Source organism: Bacillus sp. CR71 (assembly GCF_003429245.1).
In the GTDB taxonomy this organism is placed as follows: domain Bacteria; phylum Bacillota; class Bacilli; order Bacillales; family Bacillaceae_G; genus Bacillus_A; species Bacillus_A thuringiensis_S.
The window spans coordinates 5,295,688-5,313,796 of record NZ_CP031748.1 but is presented as its reverse complement, the minus strand read 5'-3'; the positions used below and the strand labels follow the sequence as shown (position 1 = coordinate 5,313,796).

The following is an 18,109-nucleotide window of genomic DNA, read 5'->3' as shown; positions in this document are numbered from 1 at the left end:
TGGCTCATCGCCAAACGTTGTCAAATATGAGAAACGGGGGACATTCATATTGTGTTCTAAAAGCATGCATTCTATACTTAAAATAACAAATTATTTTTGGAGTGAATATAAATGAGCCAATTTTCTTTTACAAAAATGCATGGTCTTGGCAATAGTTATATATATGTAAATATGTTTGAAGAACAAATTCCTGAAGAAGATTTAGTTCTTGTGGCGGAAAAGGTTTCAAATATTAATACTGGTATTGGAGCAGATGGGATGATTCTAATTTGTCCATCTGACGTAGCTCCGGTGAAAATGCGCATGTTTAATAATGATGGTTCAGAAGGAAAGAGTTGTGGTAACGGTTTACGATGCGTAGCGAAATATGCGTATGAGCATAAACTAGTAGAAGAAACAGTTTTCACAATTGAAACGTTAGCTGGTATTGTAACAGCGGAAGTAACGGTAGAAGAAGGGAAAGTTACATTAGCGAAAATCGATATGGGAGCACCGCGTTTAACACGTGCAGAAATACCGATGCTTGGTGAAGGTGAAACACCATTTATTCGTGAAAACTTCTTATACAATAATCATCGCTATGCATTTACAGCTGTTTCAATGGGTAATCCGCATGCGGTTATTTTTGTTGATGATGTAGAGCAAGCACCTCTTACAACACTTGGTCCAGTCCTGGAGACACATGAAATGTTCCCAGAGCGAGTAAATGTTGAATTCATCGAGATTTTGAATGATGCAGAGATGAATTTCCGCGTTTGGGAACGTGGATCTGGTGTAACGCAAGCTTGCGGAACAGGAGCGTGCGCTGCAGTTGTCGCTGCTATTTTAAATGGAAAGATGGAACGTGGTAAGGAAATTACAGTCCATTTAGCTGGCGGCGATTTAATGATTGCGTGGACTGAAGAAGGAAACGTGTTGATGAAAGGGCCTGCGGAAGTAATTTGCCGCGGAGTGTATGAGTACAAGATAGAAGCGTAAAGATGTATAATAGAATGAGAACAGAAAGGATGGTGTATTTCATGATTGAAGTAACAGAACAAGCAGCTTTTCAAATTAAAGATATGTTAAAAGATGCTGAAGATGGAGAGAAGTACGTGCGCCTTGCTGTACACGGCGGCGGATGTACTGGCCTTTCTTACGGCTTAGGATTTGAAGTAGAACCAAAAGAAGACGACACAGTTCTTGAGTTTTTCGGTGTTGAATTTGTTATCGATACAGAAAGTGCTCCAATTGTTAAAGGAGTAAAAATTGATTATAAACAATCGATGCTTGGCGGCGGATTCACAATCGACAATCCAAACGCAATCGCATCATGCGGATGCGGATCATCTTTCCGTACAGCGACGAATGCTGGTAAGCCAGAAGAGTGCTAAGTTTTTAGCCGAAATAGAAAAAGACCTTTTTAGCGATGGAATAAAATCGTTAAGGAGGTCTTTTCTTTTGCCGTAAAAGCCCGATTACCAAGGCTAATCAATATTTCACTTTATTTTTGCATAGATGCAAGTATCAGTTAGTTGTTTGCCGTCAGCTGAAAAATCTTCATTACGTAATATCCCTTCAAGTTCAAAGCCTAGTTTTTCAGGGAGTGCACGACTTTTCGTGTTATTACATTCACATCGTATTTCAATCCTTCTAAATTTGAATAACTGAAATCCAAGGTTTGTTAACGCACTTACTGTTTCTGTCATATATCCACTGCCACTAAATTGCGTGTTAATCCAGTATCCAATTTCACATTTAGAAACCTTCCAATCAATTCGATGAAGGCTAGCTGTTCCAACAAAATCATTCGTCTCTTTATGATAGATAAGATAGCGAAAGCTTTCTCTTTTCAAAAAATCTATATGCGCATTTCTCAGGAGAATTTCCGTTTCTTCAACAGTAGGAATGGACTGGAATAAAGACAACCATGGTTTTAATTCACGAATTGAATCTTTAATAGCTTCATGTACTACATTCCCTTCACCTGATTGAAGTGGTGCTCGAAGAATGAGTCTGTCTGTTTCTATTTGTAACGGAACATCTAATAAAATAGGGTTCATATCATTTCTCCTCTCGAAACCTTTAAATTATGACAGAATGAAACTTATATCATAAAAAAACTTTCACCCAAAAGAAATAATTCTGGAGGACGAGAGTTGCAATTTATAATAAATGAATTGAAAAATACTTTATCTCACTAATAGAAAATCACGTCACAGCATCACTATTAGTTATTATAGAACTGTGTGAAGTACAGGAATATAGTAAAGCTTATCTCCCATAAAGGAACCTCTCAAAAACGAGTAAACAATAAATATATATTCAATTCATCATTTAGAAATCCCTTTTCACATATTGAAAACTAAACTATCAGTTGGTACAGCAGCATTAGGTTGTTAAACTAATGCATATGTTAATTGAATAAGGAATTATTATTTTTTAAACTGCTTTAAATTGAACGCATAATTCAAGATTGATTATCTATACACAATCGCATCATGCAGATTTGGATCATCTTTCCGTACAGCGACGAATGCTGGTAAGCCAGAAGAGTGCTAAGTTTTTAGCCAAAATAGGAAAGACCTTTTTAGCGATAGAATAAAATCGTTAGGAAGGTCTTTTATTTTGGCGTTAAAACAGAAAATGCATGTAAAGTTACTTTAGAATTTAATTTAAATGTTATTATATATGGGATATATGATTAATCGAGTTTCATATTGTTCGTTTTAAGATAAGATTATGCAACAGAAATGTAAATGAATAGGAGAAATATACTATTTATTAGTTATATTTAATGTTAATATTTGTAACGAAGATGATTGGTGACCATGTTTGGATTAGCTGTAGCTGCATCGGTTATGACTAATAGGTAGATTTATTCCATAAAAGCCCGATTGGTGAGGGCTGATTAAAGTTTCACTTTATATAAAAAAGGTGCATGAGGGAGAAGGCTATAGCAAATTGTATAGAACTGAATAGTTCCGTATTAATTAAAATACGTTGATTACTAAATATTAAAAAATACCGGGGGGATTAGAGTGAAGTCATTTAAGAGAGTACTTATAGTAGGGATGGCGTTGACTACAGTATCGATTTTGGGAGCTTGTTCTAGCGATACAGACGTATTAACAAAAGTAGGAGTAAAGCAACCAGCGAAGGCGGAAGGTGACGTACTAAAAGAACAGAAGAAAACACCTATGACTACGAGTAAACGTGAAAGTATTAAAAATGAGGACGCTCCATCATCACAGAAGCGTTACATTTCTCATGATGAATCTAAAAAGATTGAGGAAGGTATGATGTATACGGATATTCTTAATACGATTGACTACGGTGGTGAGAACATAAAACATTATAATAACAATGAAAAACGCGTATTTTATACTGAAAAAGATACGGATGGTACATATGAAATTATGGTTGAATTAAATACATATGGTTACGTTGTGAATATTGAACGTACTGCTATAAAGGATACAGAGAAAGATACAGAGAAGGATACAGAGAAAGATACAGAGAAAGGTAAAGAGAATCGGGTATCTACGAAACGTATTGAAGAGCCTGTAAAGGAATATGAAGAAAAAAACGATCGTGTACCGTGGTATAAAGATGTAAATAACAATTCGGCAGCAGTAAGTTACAATCACTATTTGAAAATCAAAAAAGGTATGCCTGCGAATCAGGTAAAAGCTGCAATTGGACAGCCACATGTGATTGAGAAATATAAATCTTATTCAGTATATGACTATACTGGTTATGGTGGAGAAGGATCATTACGTGTAATCTTTGAACCGAATGGAACTGTTACGGATGTAGTGGAAGACGGTTTACCACGATAATAAATTAGTTACGGAAGAGTTGTAGTAAAGTTTTCGTTGATTTTATAAAGTTTTTGGGAGCATACCCGAATATAGATGGAAAGTGTTTTTATTAGCCATGTTAACTATAGTATCAGTATTTACCGAAGTTTCTTCCAAATTCAATAGCGTTATTGTGGATGTTGTTGTCGTATTATTCTTGTTGGTATATATCGCAGTAGGACAGCGGTTGTAACTGAACGTAAGAGGACGCGTAGTAGCAGCTTCCTTTTGAAAGAAGGAGGAAAATATGATGGAGGATATTCTTGAATTCATAGGGAGATACGTAATTAAACCTATTATTAGTTTAGTGAGATATCTTGTAATAGAGATTATAATTGAGGGCATAATAGAAGGCGTAATAAACGGTATAAGGAAATTACGTGATAAGTGGCGAAATTGGCGTGAAAGACGTTATTGGCGGTAGTGTAGGTGATGAGTGTGCGAAACAAAAACGTTATACAGAAGTTATGAAGAAGTTTAATGAAATAATAGAAAACGACTTGCATTTAGAATCTGTACTCGTTCCAATTGGTGATGGAATGACGATTTCTAAAGTGAAGAAATAATTATTATCTTACAAAAGTGTAATGTTCATGTCATGTTTTTGAATTTCTTCTTTAAGCTCTGCGCTTTAAGATAAGAATATAAGAAAAACATATGAGGTGAAGGAAATGAAAAGATACATTGCACTATTTAGTATTTTAGTTGTATTTGCAAGTCTGTTAGTTGGTTGTGATTTAAACCGTATGGGTAAAGATGAGTATTATGTTCAAATTACAGTAGATGGAAAAGAATTTGATAGTAAAGCTAGTGATGGGCAGAAATTTAAAGATTATGAATATAAGCTGACTGGCTTTGATAAAGACGGTAAAGAGAAAGAATTAGAATTCATAGCTCAAAAAAATCTTCGTAAAGAAGCATTCCTACGCGTATATCACTCAGATAAAAAAGGTGTAACAGCTTGGGAAGAAGTGAAGAAAGACGAGCTTCCAGCGAAAGTGAAAGAAAAATTAGGCGTGAAATAAGACAGATAGAAAAGGAATTGACGAACAGGGTCAATTCCTTTTTTTGCTTTCAAATTCTTCTTCTGAAATGACTTTAAATCCGTATCTTTTAAATAAAGCAGTAGTTACCCCGTAACCAGTTTGCTTATTACCGTTAAATTCTCCAGTATAAATCGTAGAACTACCACAAGATGGACTACGTTCCTTTAAAATAATATATTCTGGTTGTAAATTTTTAATTTGTTCTAATGCTTTATAAGCGCCATTTACGAAAGCTTCTGTGACATCTTCACCATCTTTTGTCATCACTTTCGCTTTTCCGTCCAAAACGTCGTCGCCATTCCCGCCAATAATTTCAGCGGAAGGACGAGGCGTTGGTAGTCCCCCTAATACTTCAGGACAAATGAGGACGGTATCTTCTTTTTGCAGAAGCTCCTCTATTTTTGAAACGAGATTGTCATTTCCGTCATATCGACAAGCGATACCACCTAAACAAGCGCTAATTACGATCATATTTTCATCTCCATTAAAAAAATATTAAATTCCACGCCAAATTCTCTTCCTGCCTCTTACTTATAAATGAGGTGATATAAATGGGAAGCTTATATAATTTAATGAAACCATATAGTGAATTTCGAAGTAAAGAAGAGTTTAATACATATCAAAAACAAGTTTTGAAGTGCTACCGATTTCAATTGAATAAAACTGATTCTATCATTATTCATTTTTTAGGAAAGTATGCGGTGAATGAGAAACAAAAAACAGTAGGAGTCGCCTGTCCGTTAATGGAGACGATTGCGAAGAATGTTGGAAAGAGTATTCGTACAGTACGCCGTTCAATTGCAAAGTTAGAGGGACTAGGAATTATAAAGCGTGTTGCAACAAAAGAAAGACATAAGCGCGGCGGGTATAGTGCGAATTTATATATTTTTCTTATATCTGCAATTGACCGCATGGATGACCGTATGAAAATGTCCGCTTGTAAAAGTGAGGATTATGCAGCTGGCTGTAGCGGAAAGGAACAAAAAAACGAGAGGGAAACAATTCTTTCTAAAAACATTCCACAAATAAAAGAGAAAAGAAAAATAACGTACGAGCTTGATGAGACGTATTGCCGTCATGATATACCGAAGCCTTTTATATACGCACTTCTGCCGATGACGAGTAATCCGAAGAAGATTAATATATTTTGGAGTAAGGTAGAACTTGCATATAAAAAGAGCGGATTGCTAGAGCAAGGTGTTTTACTAGAGCAAATATTAGCTGATGAAGAAGTGTATGGAAATTTCATTTGGCGAGTGAAGAGTGTCGTGAGGGCTTATAAATACGGGGAAATCCGTAAAAATGTGAAGGCACTTTTATATAGTACAGTGCGAGATTTATTTTTAGAGGTTGGATTAGAATGGGGAGCAGCACTGAGAAGAAGTAAGGGGATAGCGTTATTTGATCCATTTAAAAAGGAGCCATGCGTATAATACATGACTCCAAGTAGCTAGTCGAACTTTCTTACAACTGGAACACGAATCGCTACAAATAGTACGAAGACGATAACAGCAATTGCACCGCTTTTCATAACGGTTACGATTGGAATTCCCAGTGCAAGTGCGATTGATGTGAATGCATAAGAGAGCGGGATAAAGCCCATTGATGATAGCATAAGTAAGCTCATTACGCGTCCCATCATTTCCTCTTTTACTGTCGATTGAATCATCGCCATAAGCGGAACGATAGCCATTGCAATTGTAATACCATAAAACATGCCGGCTAATAGTGCTTGCCAAAGTACGGTGCTAAAGTTGATGGCTAAGAAGAATACACCAGACAATAGCATCATGATAATACAAAAAAGACCGCGCCTACGATTAATATTTCTTAAACCGACAATGACAGCACCGATTGCCATTCCGCCGCCTACAGATGCTTCTAAGTAACTAAACTGGAGTGAATCACCATGCAGCACGTTTTTAACAAAAAGCGGGAAACCAACTTGCATCGGGCCGATCAAAAATAAGTTTAAAAAGGCGCTACAAATAAGGAAAGTTGAAAGGAATGGTGATTCCTTTACATATAAGATTCCTTCTTTAATGGAAGTGAACATACCTTTATCCGTATCTTTTAGTTCTGGCATCGTAAATTGTATTTTTTGAACGAGTATGGCCGCGACAATCAGTAATAAAATTGTAATAGAAAATATTGTCTCGTAGTTTGTGAATTTGATAAGAATTCCGCCAAGTACAGGGCCTAAGATGACCGATGCTTGGTTCGTCATTTGTGTAAGTGAATTCGCTTGTGTTAACCGGCTTTTTTCTACCAATTCCGGTAAGATAGATCCATCTGCTGACCAGAAGAAAGCATCGGCAAGTCCAAAGAATAAAGCGAATAAAGCAAATGTATATAGTGTTACATCACCAACGATAAACCATGTGAGAATGGTTGCAACAAGAATCGCTCGAATAATATTGGAGTAAAACATAATGTTTTTTTTCGGGAATTTATCAGCTACAGCGCCGCCGATAATCATAAAAATAAGCCTTGGAACACTAAGAGCTACGAAAACAACACCGAGTGAAGCTTCAAGGTTTAATGTTTTTGCTATGTACCACGTTTGTGAAAAAGTAAAAAAGGCTAAAGCAAAGCTTGAAAAAAGAGTAGCTGCCCAAAGAAAAAGGAAATTCGTATTTTTTAATAACGGTTTTCCGCTTCCTTCTAAAGCAGTTTTATTTTGTTGTAGTTCCTCCATATTGCTTCCTTTCTATGTGACAAATTTAAACTAAAAAAACAGTAAACGCCCGATTGGTGAGGGCTAATACTCAATGAGAGATGTCCCTCGCTGATTATAGTTTCACTTTATACACTTTCTAATATTTCTATACTGCACTTTCTCATTGTAGACAATAATAATGAATTTGCACAGTGGCTATTTAACGACAAAAAAGAAGATACCAAATGGTATCTTCTTTTTTGTCGTTCAGGCTAATGCAATATAAATATCCAATTGTACGTTGGTTGGATCTGTTGCTTTTTCATCATAAAGCTCAAAGTCTGTTGTAAAAGCACGTTTATTTTCTTTCGACCATTTCCAAATATATTCCCAAGCTTCGCAAACGACTTCAGCAACTGGTCCCTTTCTCGTTGTAAATACCGCATACGTAGCGGCGGGTATTGTTAAAGTTGTCATATTTTCAGGAACTTCTTTTAGTGAAGAAACGGGCATACCGATTGTAAATGTATATGTACCAGTTTCATCTGATTCGTAGTTGGAGTAGAAAGCGAGTGTTTCTTTCGTTTGTTGATTTGGGATGTGATGCATCATTTGTTCTTGAAAGTATCGGTTCCAGAGCTCGGGAATTTTTCCTTCAGTAGATGCTTCTTTTTCATTAGTCGTCGTAACCGAAACGCCGATTGCTTGGAAAGCTTCTTTTTTTACGATAATAGGTTCTTTCATCTTTAAAATATCCCCCTTATTAAATAGAACGTTTGTTCTGTTTTATTGTAACATATTTTGGAAGGATACGGTAGCACAATAATAAAAAACTCCTTCGCGTAAAAGGAGTTCTTTTCATTGCTATATTAAAACATACTTGAGCTATGCATCGGTTGAAGTTTTGCATTTGGATCGAAGTAAGCTTTTGCATTGTTTACTGCTGTCGGTGCTTCGCCAAATCCACAAGCGATAAGTTTTACTTTTCCTTCATATGTACAAATGTCACCAGCAGCGTAAATGCCAGGAATATTCGTTTCCATTTTTGAATTCACAAGGATGCTATTTTTTTGTATATCTAAGCCCCAGTTTTTAATTGGACCAAGAGAAGAAACGAAGCCGTAGTTTACAATTACGTCATCAACATCGATGATAACTTTTTCTTCAGTTTTTACGTGCTGAAGAACGACTTGTTCAATTTTGTCATCACCAATGAGTTCAACTGGAACATACGGTGTACTTACTTCTGCACGAGAATTCATTAAGTTTTCGACGCTATGTTCATGTGCACGGAATTTATCACGGCGATGAACGATTGTAACTTTTTCAGCAATCGGTTCTAACATCATCGTCCAGTCTACTGCGGAGTCGCCACCGCCAAATACTACGACGCGCTTGCCAGCAAATTTATTCATATCATCAACGAAATAATGTAAGTTTTTCTTTTCGTATTTTGCTGTACCTTCTAATTCTAAGCGGCGTGGTTGGAAAGCACCATTGCCGGCAGTAATGATGACTGATTTAGAATAGTGAGTTTGTTTATTCGTAACAAGTTTAAATATACCATCAGCTTGTTTTTCAAGCGTATCAACCGCTTCTTCTAAGCAAACGGTTGGATCAAATTTCTTCATTTGCTCTTTTAAGTTATCGACTAATTCTTGTGCACGCACTTTTGGAAATCCAGCCACATCATAAATGTATTTTTCAGGGTAGAGTGCGGATAATTGTCCTCCAAGTTGAGGTAAGCTTTCAATGATTTTTACACTTGCTTGTCTCATACCGCCATAAAATGCTGTGAACAGTCCCGTTGGACCACCACCAATAATTGTTATGTCGTAAACTTTTTGATTTTCTGCCACTTTCATTCCCCCTATAGATGGAATTTTGATATTGATTTCATATATTGTTCATATGTACACGAAAATCCTGCAAATGATGACACTTTCAAATAAATGATAGCATATTTGAGTTCATAATACTTCTGAAAACGACTGAATTGTGTGTAAGTTTTCGCATAGGTTCTTTTTTATTGTATAAAATATACAGAAAGGAAAATACATGAAAAAAAGGCTGAAAAACCCTTGAAAACGCTATGTTATTTTAAAATATTGATAATTCGCCAGATGCTTGAATTCTGGAATAAAACCGACTAATATAGGGAAGTATTATGTTAAATTTCTATGACAAAATTCGTACGATTTTTTGACTGCGTTTTGTTATGATATAGAATGTGATAAATTCCACATTCTTGACAAATAGAGTTTTTAGTACTTGGTATTATTTCTCATTACTATTATATAAAGAAAAGGGTTGTGATTTGGTGAAGACTCCAAAAATCGTAGTTTTAGGTGCAGGTTATGGCGGGATGATTACGACTGTTCGTCTGCAAAAAGCATTATCTGTAAATGAAGCTGAAATTACGTTAGTAAACAACAACAGCTATCACTACCAAGCGACTTGGTTACACGAGAGCGCAGCTGGTACATTACAAGATGAAAAAATCTGTCTAGATATTCAAGACGTTATTGATACAAATAAAGTGAACTTTGTACAAGACACAGTAGTAGAAATTAAAGCTGCTGAAAAACGTATTATCTTAAAAGACGGCGAGTTAGAGTATGACTACTTAGTAATCGGTCTTGGTTTCGAATCAGAAACATTCGGAATTACAGGATTAAAAGAGCATGCATTCTCAATCGCTAACATTAATGCAACTCGTGAAATTCGTGAGCATATGGAAGCTAGTTTCGCTAAATATGCAGATGAGAAGCGCGATGAGTTAGTAACAATCGTTGTTGGTGGTGCTGGATTTACTGGTATCGAGTACGTAGGTGAGCTTGCAAACCGTGTTCCTGAACTTTGCAAACAGTACAATGTACCACGTGAAAAAGCACGTATCATTTGTGTAGAAGCGGCTCCAACAGCACTTCCAGGTTTCGATCCAGCATTAGTAGAATACGCTGTAAAACAACTTGAGAAAAAAGGCGTAGAATTCCGCATCGGTACAGCAATTAAAGAAGCAACTGAAGAAGGAATTATCGTTGCAAATGGCGATGATACGGAATTAATTAAGTCTGAAACAGTAGTTTGGGCTGCAGGTGTTCGTGGTAATGGTATTGTAGAAGAGTCTGGCTTTGAAGCAATGCGCGGACGTGTAAAAGTTGATGAGTACATGCACGCTCCAGGATACGAAGAGGTATTCATGGTTGGTGATGCCGCGTTAATTATTAACGAAGAAATTAACCGTCCATACCCACCAACAGCACAAATTGCAATTCAACAAGGTTACAACATTGCACACAACTTAACTGTATTAGTTCGTGGCAAGGGCGAAATGAAAAAATTCGCATTCGATAATAAAGGATCTGTATGTTCTTTAGGTCATGACGATGCAATGGGTGTTGTTATGGGTAAAAAGTTAACAGGTTGGAAAGCTTCCTTCATGAAGAAAGTAATCGATAACCGCTACCTGTTCTTATTAGGTGGACCTTTATTAGTTCTTAAAAAAGGTAAATTAAAGTTCTTTTAATATATAGTAGAAAAAGCAGAAACGGCTAAGCGCTGTTTCTGCTTTTTTCATATTAAAAATATAGTATAATATATAAAAAAGAAAGAATATTCTGTCCGTTATGATGGAGGAGGTTATTACATCATGGAGAAACGAGGGAAGGTATGGCTAGCTGTTAGCGGTCTAGTAGCTACAAAAGATGGCAGGTGGCTATTCGTTAAGAAGAAATACAGTGGATTAAAAGGGAAATGGTCTTTACCGGCTGGTTTTGTAAATGAAGGTGAGACAGTTGATGAAGCTGTGAAACGCGAAGTGTTAGAAGAGACAGGCATTGTCGCTCATGTGAAGGGGATCATTGGTGTTCGATCGGGTGTTATTCGTGATGAAATTAGTGATAATATGATTATTTTCCTTTTGGAGCCTGAAGGAGAAAATATTATTGTACAGGAGAAAGAATTGTCTGAAGTGGCGTTCTTACATCCAGATAAGATTGCGGACGATCCGAATACGTCTGTACTTATTAAATATTTGTTAGAAGGAAGATCAGAACTACATCTTGAAGTGGACAAAACATTAAATCCAGGAGAATCATTTGGTTATACAGCTTATCACGTATTTACGGCACGTGCGAAGGAGAGGGAAAAAGAGTGAGTATACCGGTACTACTTATTTCAATGATGTTATTCTTTATTTTGTTCTTTGGAATTGGATTTTTACTCAACATGATTTTGCGGGCTACATGGGTAATGGTTATTGTGTATCCGATTGTTTGTATGCTTATTATTAATAAAGCGAGTATGTGGGATTATTTTTCAAAGCCGAAAGAAACATTTTCTTCATTTGGGACAAGTGTATCGCACTTAGGACAAGCAGACTTATTTATTCTATCTACTGGATTAGTAGGGGCTGCTTTAGCAGGAGTCGTGATCAAGAAACTTCGGAAAAGCGGATATCAAATGTTTTAATCTCCAATTCATTTGGAGATTATTTTTTTTGCATATTCCTTCATCGTATAGGGAATGATTAACGATGAAGGAGTGTGGAATATAAAAATGTTAAAACGATATTGTATTCGCATTATGATGACTTGTTTACTTGCAATTGCATTATGCGTAACATGGAATGCTTTCACAGGAGTTTCTCTATTAGAGATTGTAAAGAAATATGAGGGAACGAGTGCAAAAGAAGTACATGCAGCAGAAGTTAAGAGAAATGTTGCTCCGAGTAAAGAAGTGATAAATGCTTTAGAGCAGGCAAACGACTGGTCTAAATATCGTTCAATTGAAATGACTGCAACAGGTTATACATCGGGGATTGAGTCAACTGGTAAGAGGCCAGGGCATCCAGAGTATGGTATTACATATTCAGGTGTTAAAGTGAAAAGGGATTTATATTCCACAATTGCTGCGGACTTACGCGTATTCCCGATTGGAACGATCCTCTTCGTGCCAGGTTACGGGTATGGTGTAGTAGCTGATAAGGGCGGTGCAATAAAAGGAAACCGTCTTGATCTATATTATGATACGGTGAAAGATGTTTATAGCCAATGGGGTAAGAAAAAAGTAAATGTGTATGTAGTAAAAGTAGGAAATGGTAAGTTTACAGAAGAAGAGTTAACGATGTTAAATCAAGACGAAACGATGCAAGTGTTTCGTGGTCAATATTTAAAACAAAGATAGTCTAGTTGTAATTACGCTAGACTTTTTTTCTTGGCTTATTTCATAATAGAGGAGATTTTACACGTCATATAACTGTAGTTGGAATTGTCGCATTTTATAGAAAATAAAGTTATAATGGTGGTAGAGAAATTTAGGGGGTCTGAACATGTTTCAAGTACAAAAAGAATTAGCAGGTCATGAAGTAGTGATTGTTGCTCTATTTGAAGAAGAGAAAATGAGTAGTTTTGTACAAGAACTGGACAAAGCGTTTGAAGGACAATTACAAGTTTTACTAGAAGAGAAAGAATTATCTACGAAGAAAAAGGCCATTTCGAAAGTACATAGCTTAGGAAAAACAAATGTGAAACGTTATTACTTTGTTGGTTTAGGCAAGAAAGAGTCTTACACGACAGAAACGTTACGTGCGGCTCTTGGAAAAGCGTTTAAAACATTACAAGTAGCAAAAGTACAAGATGCAGCAATCTTACTTGATTCTTTCGTAACAGAGAAATTAGATGCGATTGATGTAGCTCATATTGCAGCAGAAGTACAAAGCCTTGGTACATATGAGTTACAAACGTATAAATCAGATAAAAAGGATCGTGAAGAGTTAGAGAAGTTCACGGCTATTACAGCGGAAGATGCACAAGAAATTGAAGCCGCATTAACAGTTGGCTACGTACATGGACGTGCAACAAACTCGGCTCGTACACTTGTAAATATGCCGCCAAACGTATTAACAGCGACAAAGCTTGCTGAGTATGCTGTTGAGTTAGCGGAGAAGTATGATATGGACTATAAAGTTCTTGAGAAAGAAGAGATGGAAGATCTTGGTATGGGTGCATTACTTGCAGTAAACCAAGGTAGTGTAGAGCCACCAAAAATGATCGCTCTTATTTATAAAGGAAAAGAAGAGTGGACGGATGTCATTGGATTCGTTGGAAAAGGTATTACATACGATACAGGTGGTTATTCTTTAAAACCACGTGAAGGCATGGTTGGTATGAAAGGTGATATGGGCGGTGCAGCTGCTGTATTAGGTGCGATGGAAATTATCGGAGAACTGCGCCCAGAACAAAATGTGATCGCTGTTATTCCTTCAACTGATAACGTTGTAAGTGGTACGGCATTTAAGCCAGACGATGTAATCACATCTATGAGCGGAAAGACAATTGAAGTATTAAATACGGATGCAGAAGGTCGTCTAGCTTTAGCTGATGGTATTACGTATGCGAAAAAACTTGGTGCAAACTACCTTGTTGATGTTGCAACATTAACAGGCGGTGTAATTGTTGCACTTGGAAACTATACGACAGGCGCAATGACAAATAATGAAGAGTTATTTGAGCAAGTGCTAGAGGCTTCTATGGAAACAGATGAGCCAATTTGGCAACTACCGATTTTTGATCGTGATAAAGAACGTGTGAGAAACAGTAAGTTTGCTGATTTAAATAACTCACCAGGCCGTGAAGGACATGCGGTTATGGCAGGTACATTCCTAGGCGAATTCGCTGAAGATACACCGTGGGTACACTTAGATATCGCTGGAACATCAGAAACAAAAGGCGCGCACGACTTAGGTCCAGCTGGAGCAACTGGTGCAATGGTACGTACACTTGCAACACTTGTGGAGCGTTTCGGAGAAGAATAAGAGTATAAGTGAAGACTGTTCCAATATTTTGGAACAGTCTTCTTTTTTATAGGTTTGTTTATCTAGCTATTTGCCGGGCAGTAAGACCCTCACCTCAAAAATTCAGCGGAAGCAAAGAAGTTAAGTGTGGATCGAGCTGCTCGTAAACTCTTGATTGGTGAGGGGTGATTAAAGTTTCACTTTATAAAGAAATCGTATACAAAATCCCATTTAAGGCAAAAGAAGTACGGCCCGTTTCTTCAGAGACAACTAATATAAGTGCATCACTCTTTTCTGATAAGCCAATTGCAGCTCTGTGCCGTGTTCCCAGCTCAGGATCAACTTCTGTACTTTTCGTTAAAGGAAGAATATTAGCAGCTGAGACAATATGATTATTTTTTACGAGAACGGCACCGTCATGAAGAGGGTTACCTGGATAAAATATTGATTCGAGTAATGGTGCAGTTAAATGAGCGTTTAATGTCGTTCCAGTTTGAATGAAAGCTTCAAGCGTCTCGTTTCGTTCCACAACGATAAGAGCACCATGTTTTCTGGCGCTTAAATGTTGGATAGCTGTTGTAATAAAAGATGAACTTTCCGTATAAGGTGATAAATATGCCTGAATATAGTATGTAGCTGCCAATGTTTGTACATTTGCCAACATATGATGAATATCTTCCATTTTGCATAAAATGCATTCATCTTCTTTATCGATTGCATTCCTCATAATCGATAGTTCTCTTTCAGCAATTTCAATCATTTGCTTTGTTTGTATTTTGAGCTCTTCTGACAAGCCCCATTCGTGCATAATCCTCATTCCCTTTAGTGGAGTATTTAACAATAGTGTATACAAATATTCCTAGTAAAATCCTGCTAGATTTTATAAAATATTGAGATACGGCATGTTTTTTTCATATAATAAAGGTATGACGAGCGAGAGGAGAGAGAAGAATGAATTGGAAACAAGAATTTAGTCGCTGGCTTTCTTACGCACAATTAGATGCAGAATTAAAAGAACAGCTAGAAAACATGAAGCAAGATGAGAAGAAAATCGAGGATAGCTTTTATAAAAACCTAGAGTTCGGCACAGGTGGTATGCGTGGTGAACTTGGTGCTGGTACGAACCGTTTAAACGTATATACAGTTCGTAAAGCAACAAAAGGATTAGCAAGCTTTATTGAAAAGTTAGGTGAGGAAGCGAAAAAACGAGGTGTTGTTGTAGCCTATGATTCTCGTCATAAATCACCTGAGTTTGCAATGGAAGTCGCTGCTACACTTGGTGCACGTGGTATCACAACATATGTGTTTGAAAGCTTACGTCCAACGCCAGTACTTTCTTTCGCAGTTCGTCATTTACATACAGTAAGTGGAATCGTTCTTACGGCAAGCCATAATCCGCCTGAATATAACGGATACAAAGTATACGGTGAAGATGGTGGACAGTTGCCGCCAAAAGAAGCGGATGAGTTAATTAGCTACGTAGATGCAATAGAAGATGAATTAACAGTTGAAGTCGCTGATGTAGAGCAATTAAAAGCTGACGGTTTATTACATATTATTGGACAAGAAGTAGATGATGCATATGCTGCAGAATTGAACAATGTCATCATTAATAAAGAAATGGTGGAAAAGGCCGGCAAAGACTTAAAAATCGTCTTTACACCATTACACGGAACATCAAATATTTCTGTACGCCGTGGTTTAGAAGAAGTTGGATTTACAGATGTAACAGTTGTAAAAGAGCAAGAGTTACCAGATCCAAACTTCTCTACAGTAAAATCACCGAACCCAGAAGAGCACGCCGCGTTTGAGTATGCAATTCGTGACGGTGAAAAGGTAGGCGCAGATGTATTAATCGCAACTGATCCTGACGCAGATCGCCTTGGTGTAGCTGTTCGTAATCATAATGGTGAGTTCCAAGTATTAACAGGAAACCAAACAGGTGCATTAATGCTTGATTACTTACTATCTCAAAAGAAAGAAAACGGAATACTTCCAGAGAACGGTGTCGTATTAAAAACAATCGTAACGTCTGAAATTGGCCGTACAATTGCAAAAGCATACGGTTTAGATACAGTTGATACGTTAACTGGATTTAAATTTATCGGTGAGAGAATTAGACAGTATGAAGAAAGCGGACAATACGAATTCCAATTCGGTTATGAGGAAAGCTATGGTTATTTAATCCGTCCATTCTGCCGTGATAAAGATGCAGTACAATCTGTCCTATTTGCATGTGAAGTAGCTGCATACTACAAATCACAAGGGAAAACGTTATATGATGGTCTATTAGAAGTATTTGAGAAGTATGGTTTCTTCCGTGAAGACCTTGTATCGTTAACGTTAAAAGGAAAAGATGGAGCGGAACAAATCCAAGAGATGATGGCGACGTTCCGTGAGAATCCTCCGAAAGAAGTAGCAGGCTTAACAGTCGTAGCAGTTGAAGATTATAAAGCAAGCATCATTACATCTTTACAAGATGGACATAAAGAAGAGATTCACTTACCGAAATCAAATGTGTTAAAATATCAATTAGAGGATGGTTCATGGTTCTGCCTACGTCCATCTGGAACTGAACCGAAGATTAAGTTCTACTTCGGTGTACAAGATAGTTCTTTACAAAATAGTGAACAAAAGTTACTTACTATTAAAGAAGACATTATGAATCGTTTATAATACAAAGTAATTTTAAGTAGTAAGGAACAAAAGGGAGCGAAATCTCCCTTTTGTTTTATGTAGGAAATGATTGCTATTAATTCCGACAGGAGAGAGGGTATTTTGTGATGAAAAAAGTAAGAAAAGCGATAATCCCAGCAGCTGGATTAGGAACACGTTTTTTACCAGCAACGAAAGCAATGCCGAAAGAAATGTTACCGATAGTAGATAAACCAACGATTCAATACATTGTAGAAGAAGCAGTGAAATCGGGAATCGAAGATATTATTATCGTTACTGGTAAAACAAAGCGCTCTATCGAAGATCATTTTGATAACGCATTTGAACTAGAACAAAACTTATTAGAGAAGAAAAAATATGAGTTGCTTGAAAAAGTACAAGCTTCTTCAAAAATGGTAGATATTCATTACATCCGTCAAAAAGAGCCGAAGGGACTAGGACATGCTGTTTGGTGTGCACGTAAATTCATTGGTGATGAGCCATTTGCAGTGTTACTAGGTGATGATATTGTCCAAGCTGAGAAACCATGTTTACGTCAATTAATGGATGAGTATGAAAAAACACTTTCTTCTGTTATTGGTGTACAAACTGTTCCAGAAACAGAAACACACCGTTACGGAATTATCGATCCATTAGAACAAGAAGGTCGTCGTTACCAAGTTCGCAATTTCGTTGAGAAACCAGCACAAGGTACAGCACCTTCAAACTTAGCGATTATGGGCCGTTACATTTTAACGCCTGAAATCTTTATGTTCTTAGAACAGCAACATGTCGGTGCTGGCGGTGAAATTCAGTTAACAGATGCAATCCAAAGCTTAAATGAAATCCAACGTGTATTTGCTTACGATTTCGAAGGAAAGCGCTACGATGTAGGTGAAAAGCTAGGATTCGTTCAAACGACAATTGAAATGGCCCTGCAACACCCAGAATTACGTGATGACATGGTTGCGATGATGAAGAAAATTTTAGAAGAACAAGCGAATCAAGAGTCTTAATATAAAAAAGAGTTATTTTGAACTGCACCCCAATTGTTAGACACAGTCTAACAATTGGAGGTGCAGTTTTTCTATGGCTAAATTTACAGCTGATG

19 protein-coding genes and 1 pseudogene are annotated in these 18,109 nt (G+C 36.9%); 14 read left to right on the top strand and 6 right to left on the bottom strand.

The features are described from left to right. Positions 1-111: 111 nt before the first annotated feature. Both dapF and DOS87_RS26925 read left to right on the top strand, forming a co-directional pair. Entirely contained in the window at positions 112-978 is an 867-nt protein-coding gene (dapF, locus tag DOS87_RS26930; protein ID WP_000077409.1) for a diaminopimelate epimerase, read from the top strand. A 41-nt stretch (positions 979-1,019) separates the two neighbouring features. After that, positions 1,020-1,373 (top strand): HesB/IscA family protein, encoded by a 354-nt coding sequence (locus DOS87_RS26925; protein WP_000573830.1) that lies wholly within the window; start codon positions 1,020-1,022, stop codon positions 1,371-1,373. Positions 1,374-1,478: 105 nt separating this feature from the next. Here DOS87_RS26925 and DOS87_RS26920 read toward each other — a convergent pair whose 3' ends face one another. Continuing rightward, on the bottom strand, positions 1,479-2,042 hold the full coding sequence (locus DOS87_RS26920; RefSeq protein WP_098578508.1) for a GNAT family N-acetyltransferase: 564 nt from the start codon (positions 2,040-2,042) through the stop codon (positions 1,479-1,481). Between the two features lie 421 nt (positions 2,043-2,463). On the opposite strand from DOS87_RS26920, the pseudogene DOS87_RS26915 reads away from it, so the two are divergent. The 4 genes and pseudogenes from DOS87_RS26915 to DOS87_RS26900 all read left to right on the top strand — a co-directional run. Next, a pseudogene (locus tag DOS87_RS26915) lies at positions 2,464-2,541 on the top strand (hypothetical protein); the annotation flags it as partial. Positions 2,542-3,020: 479 nt separating this feature from the next. After that, the gene (locus DOS87_RS26910; RefSeq protein WP_086396217.1) at positions 3,021-3,821 is read left to right on the top strand and encodes a hypothetical protein; all 801 of its coding nucleotides are present in this window, start codon (positions 3,021-3,023) and stop codon (positions 3,819-3,821) included. Between the two features lie 401 nt (positions 3,822-4,222). Beyond that, the gene (locus DOS87_RS26905) at positions 4,223-4,408 is read left to right on the top strand and encodes an O-methyltransferase (RefSeq protein WP_002083726.1); all 186 of its coding nucleotides are present in this window, start codon (positions 4,223-4,225) and stop codon (positions 4,406-4,408) included. Positions 4,409-4,513: 105 nt separating this feature from the next. Next, a complete protein-coding gene (locus tag DOS87_RS26900) occupies positions 4,514-4,867 on the top strand; it encodes a YxeA family protein (RefSeq protein ID WP_000833143.1) in 354 nt (117 codons plus the stop codon). A 30-nt stretch (positions 4,868-4,897) separates the two neighbouring features. Here the strand turns inward: DOS87_RS26900 and DOS87_RS26895 are convergent, their stop codons facing one another. Beyond that, positions 4,898-5,359, bottom strand: a complete 462-nt coding sequence (locus tag DOS87_RS26895; protein ID WP_000635493.1) for a 2-thiouracil desulfurase family protein — start codon at positions 5,357-5,359, stop codon at positions 4,898-4,900. 80 nt (positions 5,360-5,439) lie between these two features. Here DOS87_RS26895 and DOS87_RS26890 point away from each other — a divergent pair, with 80 nt between their 5' ends. Next, positions 5,440-6,321, top strand: coding sequence for a helix-turn-helix domain-containing protein (locus tag DOS87_RS26890; protein WP_000535257.1), 882 nt, complete (start codon positions 5,440-5,442; stop codon positions 6,319-6,321). Positions 6,322-6,338: 17 nt separating this feature from the next. Here the strand turns inward: DOS87_RS26890 and DOS87_RS26885 are convergent, their stop codons facing one another. The 3 genes from DOS87_RS26885 to DOS87_RS26875 all read right to left on the bottom strand — a co-directional run bounded on the left by DOS87_RS26885 (position 6,339) and on the right by DOS87_RS26875 (position 9,406). Further along, entirely contained in the window at positions 6,339-7,586 is a 1,248-nt protein-coding gene (locus DOS87_RS26885; protein WP_000391930.1) for an MFS transporter, read from the bottom strand. Between the two features lie 228 nt (positions 7,587-7,814). Beyond that, positions 7,815-8,291: a GyrI-like domain-containing protein gene (locus DOS87_RS26880; RefSeq protein ID WP_000662574.1), complete on the bottom strand. Its 477-nt coding sequence runs from the start codon at positions 8,289-8,291 to the stop codon at positions 7,815-7,817. A 125-nt stretch (positions 8,292-8,416) separates the two neighbouring features. Next, positions 8,417-9,406, bottom strand: coding sequence for an NAD(P)/FAD-dependent oxidoreductase (locus DOS87_RS26875; protein ID WP_000829785.1), 990 nt, complete (start codon positions 9,404-9,406; stop codon positions 8,417-8,419). Positions 9,407-9,867: 461 nt separating this feature from the next. On the opposite strand from DOS87_RS26875, the gene DOS87_RS26870 reads away from it, so the two are divergent. The 5 genes from DOS87_RS26870 to pepA all read left to right on the top strand — a co-directional run bounded on the left by DOS87_RS26870 (position 9,868) and on the right by pepA (position 14,364). Further along, entirely contained in the window at positions 9,868-11,076 is a 1,209-nt protein-coding gene (locus DOS87_RS26870) for an NAD(P)/FAD-dependent oxidoreductase (RefSeq protein ID WP_000856602.1), read from the top strand. 123 nt (positions 11,077-11,199) lie between these two features. Continuing rightward, positions 11,200-11,706: an NUDIX hydrolase gene (locus DOS87_RS26865; RefSeq protein WP_000415307.1), complete on the top strand. Its 507-nt coding sequence runs from the start codon at positions 11,200-11,202 to the stop codon at positions 11,704-11,706. Next, positions 11,703-12,020, top strand: coding sequence for a YuiB family protein (locus tag DOS87_RS26860; RefSeq protein WP_000027012.1), 318 nt, complete (start codon positions 11,703-11,705; stop codon positions 12,018-12,020). Before DOS87_RS26865 ends, DOS87_RS26860 begins: the two co-directional genes overlap by 4 nt. An 87-nt stretch (positions 12,021-12,107) precedes the next feature. Next, positions 12,108-12,734 carry a 3D domain-containing protein gene (locus tag DOS87_RS26855; protein WP_000920103.1) on the top strand — a complete coding sequence of 209 codons (627 nt, stop codon included), beginning with the start codon at positions 12,108-12,110 and terminating at the stop codon, positions 12,732-12,734. 145 nt (positions 12,735-12,879) lie between these two features. Continuing rightward, complete coding sequence (pepA, locus tag DOS87_RS26850) at positions 12,880-14,364, top strand: leucyl aminopeptidase (protein WP_208730147.1); 1,485 nt, start codon at positions 12,880-12,882, stop codon at positions 14,362-14,364. 181 nt (positions 14,365-14,545) lie between these two features. Here pepA and cdaS read toward each other — a convergent pair whose 3' ends face one another. After that, the gene (gene cdaS / locus DOS87_RS26845) at positions 14,546-15,151 is read right to left on the bottom strand and encodes a sporulation-specific diadenylate cyclase CdaS (protein ID WP_000545255.1); all 606 of its coding nucleotides are present in this window, start codon (positions 15,149-15,151) and stop codon (positions 14,546-14,548) included. 143 nt (positions 15,152-15,294) lie between these two features. Between cdaS and DOS87_RS26840 the strand changes: the two genes are divergently transcribed. Together DOS87_RS26840 and galU are read left to right on the top strand one after the other, a co-directional pair. Further along, positions 15,295-17,019, top strand: coding sequence for a phospho-sugar mutase (locus tag DOS87_RS26840; RefSeq protein ID WP_098578304.1), 1,725 nt, complete (start codon positions 15,295-15,297; stop codon positions 17,017-17,019). 107 nt (positions 17,020-17,126) lie between these two features. After that, positions 17,127-18,014, top strand: coding sequence for a UTP--glucose-1-phosphate uridylyltransferase GalU (gene galU / locus DOS87_RS26835; protein WP_000757823.1), 888 nt, complete (start codon positions 17,127-17,129; stop codon positions 18,012-18,014). The last annotated feature ends 95 nt before the right edge of the window (positions 18,015-18,109 follow it).

Excerpts from the sequence above, each read along its gene's own strand:
- pepA (WP_208730147.1), top strand. The coding sequence starts at position 12,880 with ATGTTTCAAGTACAAAAAGAATTAGCAGGTCATGAAGTAGTGATTGTT.
- DOS87_RS26840 (WP_098578304.1), top strand. The coding sequence starts at position 15,295 with ATGAATTGGAAACAAGAATTTAGTCGCTGGCTTTCTTACGCACAATTA.
- DOS87_RS26920 (WP_098578508.1), bottom strand. The coding sequence starts at position 2,042 with ATGAACCCTATTTTATTAGATGTTCCGTTACAAATAGAAACAGACAGA.
- cdaS (WP_000545255.1), bottom strand. The coding sequence starts at position 15,151 with ATGCACGAATGGGGCTTGTCAGAAGAGCTCAAAATACAAACAAAGCAA.
- DOS87_RS26855 (WP_000920103.1), top strand. The coding sequence starts at position 12,108 with ATGTTAAAACGATATTGTATTCGCATTATGATGACTTGTTTACTTGCA.
- DOS87_RS26885 (WP_000391930.1), bottom strand. The coding sequence starts at position 7,586 with ATGGAGGAACTACAACAAAATAAAACTGCTTTAGAAGGAAGCGGAAAA.
- galU (WP_000757823.1), top strand. The coding sequence starts at position 17,127 with ATGAAAAAAGTAAGAAAAGCGATAATCCCAGCAGCTGGATTAGGAACA.
- DOS87_RS26900 (WP_000833143.1), top strand. The coding sequence starts at position 4,514 with ATGAAAAGATACATTGCACTATTTAGTATTTTAGTTGTATTTGCAAGT.
- DOS87_RS26880 (WP_000662574.1), bottom strand. The coding sequence starts at position 8,291 with ATGAAAGAACCTATTATCGTAAAAAAAGAAGCTTTCCAAGCAATCGGC.
- dapF (WP_000077409.1), top strand. The coding sequence starts at position 112 with ATGAGCCAATTTTCTTTTACAAAAATGCATGGTCTTGGCAATAGTTAT.
- DOS87_RS26865 (WP_000415307.1), top strand. The coding sequence starts at position 11,200 with ATGGAGAAACGAGGGAAGGTATGGCTAGCTGTTAGCGGTCTAGTAGCT.
- DOS87_RS26890 (WP_000535257.1), top strand. The coding sequence starts at position 5,440 with ATGGGAAGCTTATATAATTTAATGAAACCATATAGTGAATTTCGAAGT.
- DOS87_RS26925 (WP_000573830.1), top strand. The coding sequence starts at position 1,020 with ATGATTGAAGTAACAGAACAAGCAGCTTTTCAAATTAAAGATATGTTA.
- DOS87_RS26895 (WP_000635493.1), bottom strand. The coding sequence starts at position 5,359 with ATGATCGTAATTAGCGCTTGTTTAGGTGGTATCGCTTGTCGATATGAC.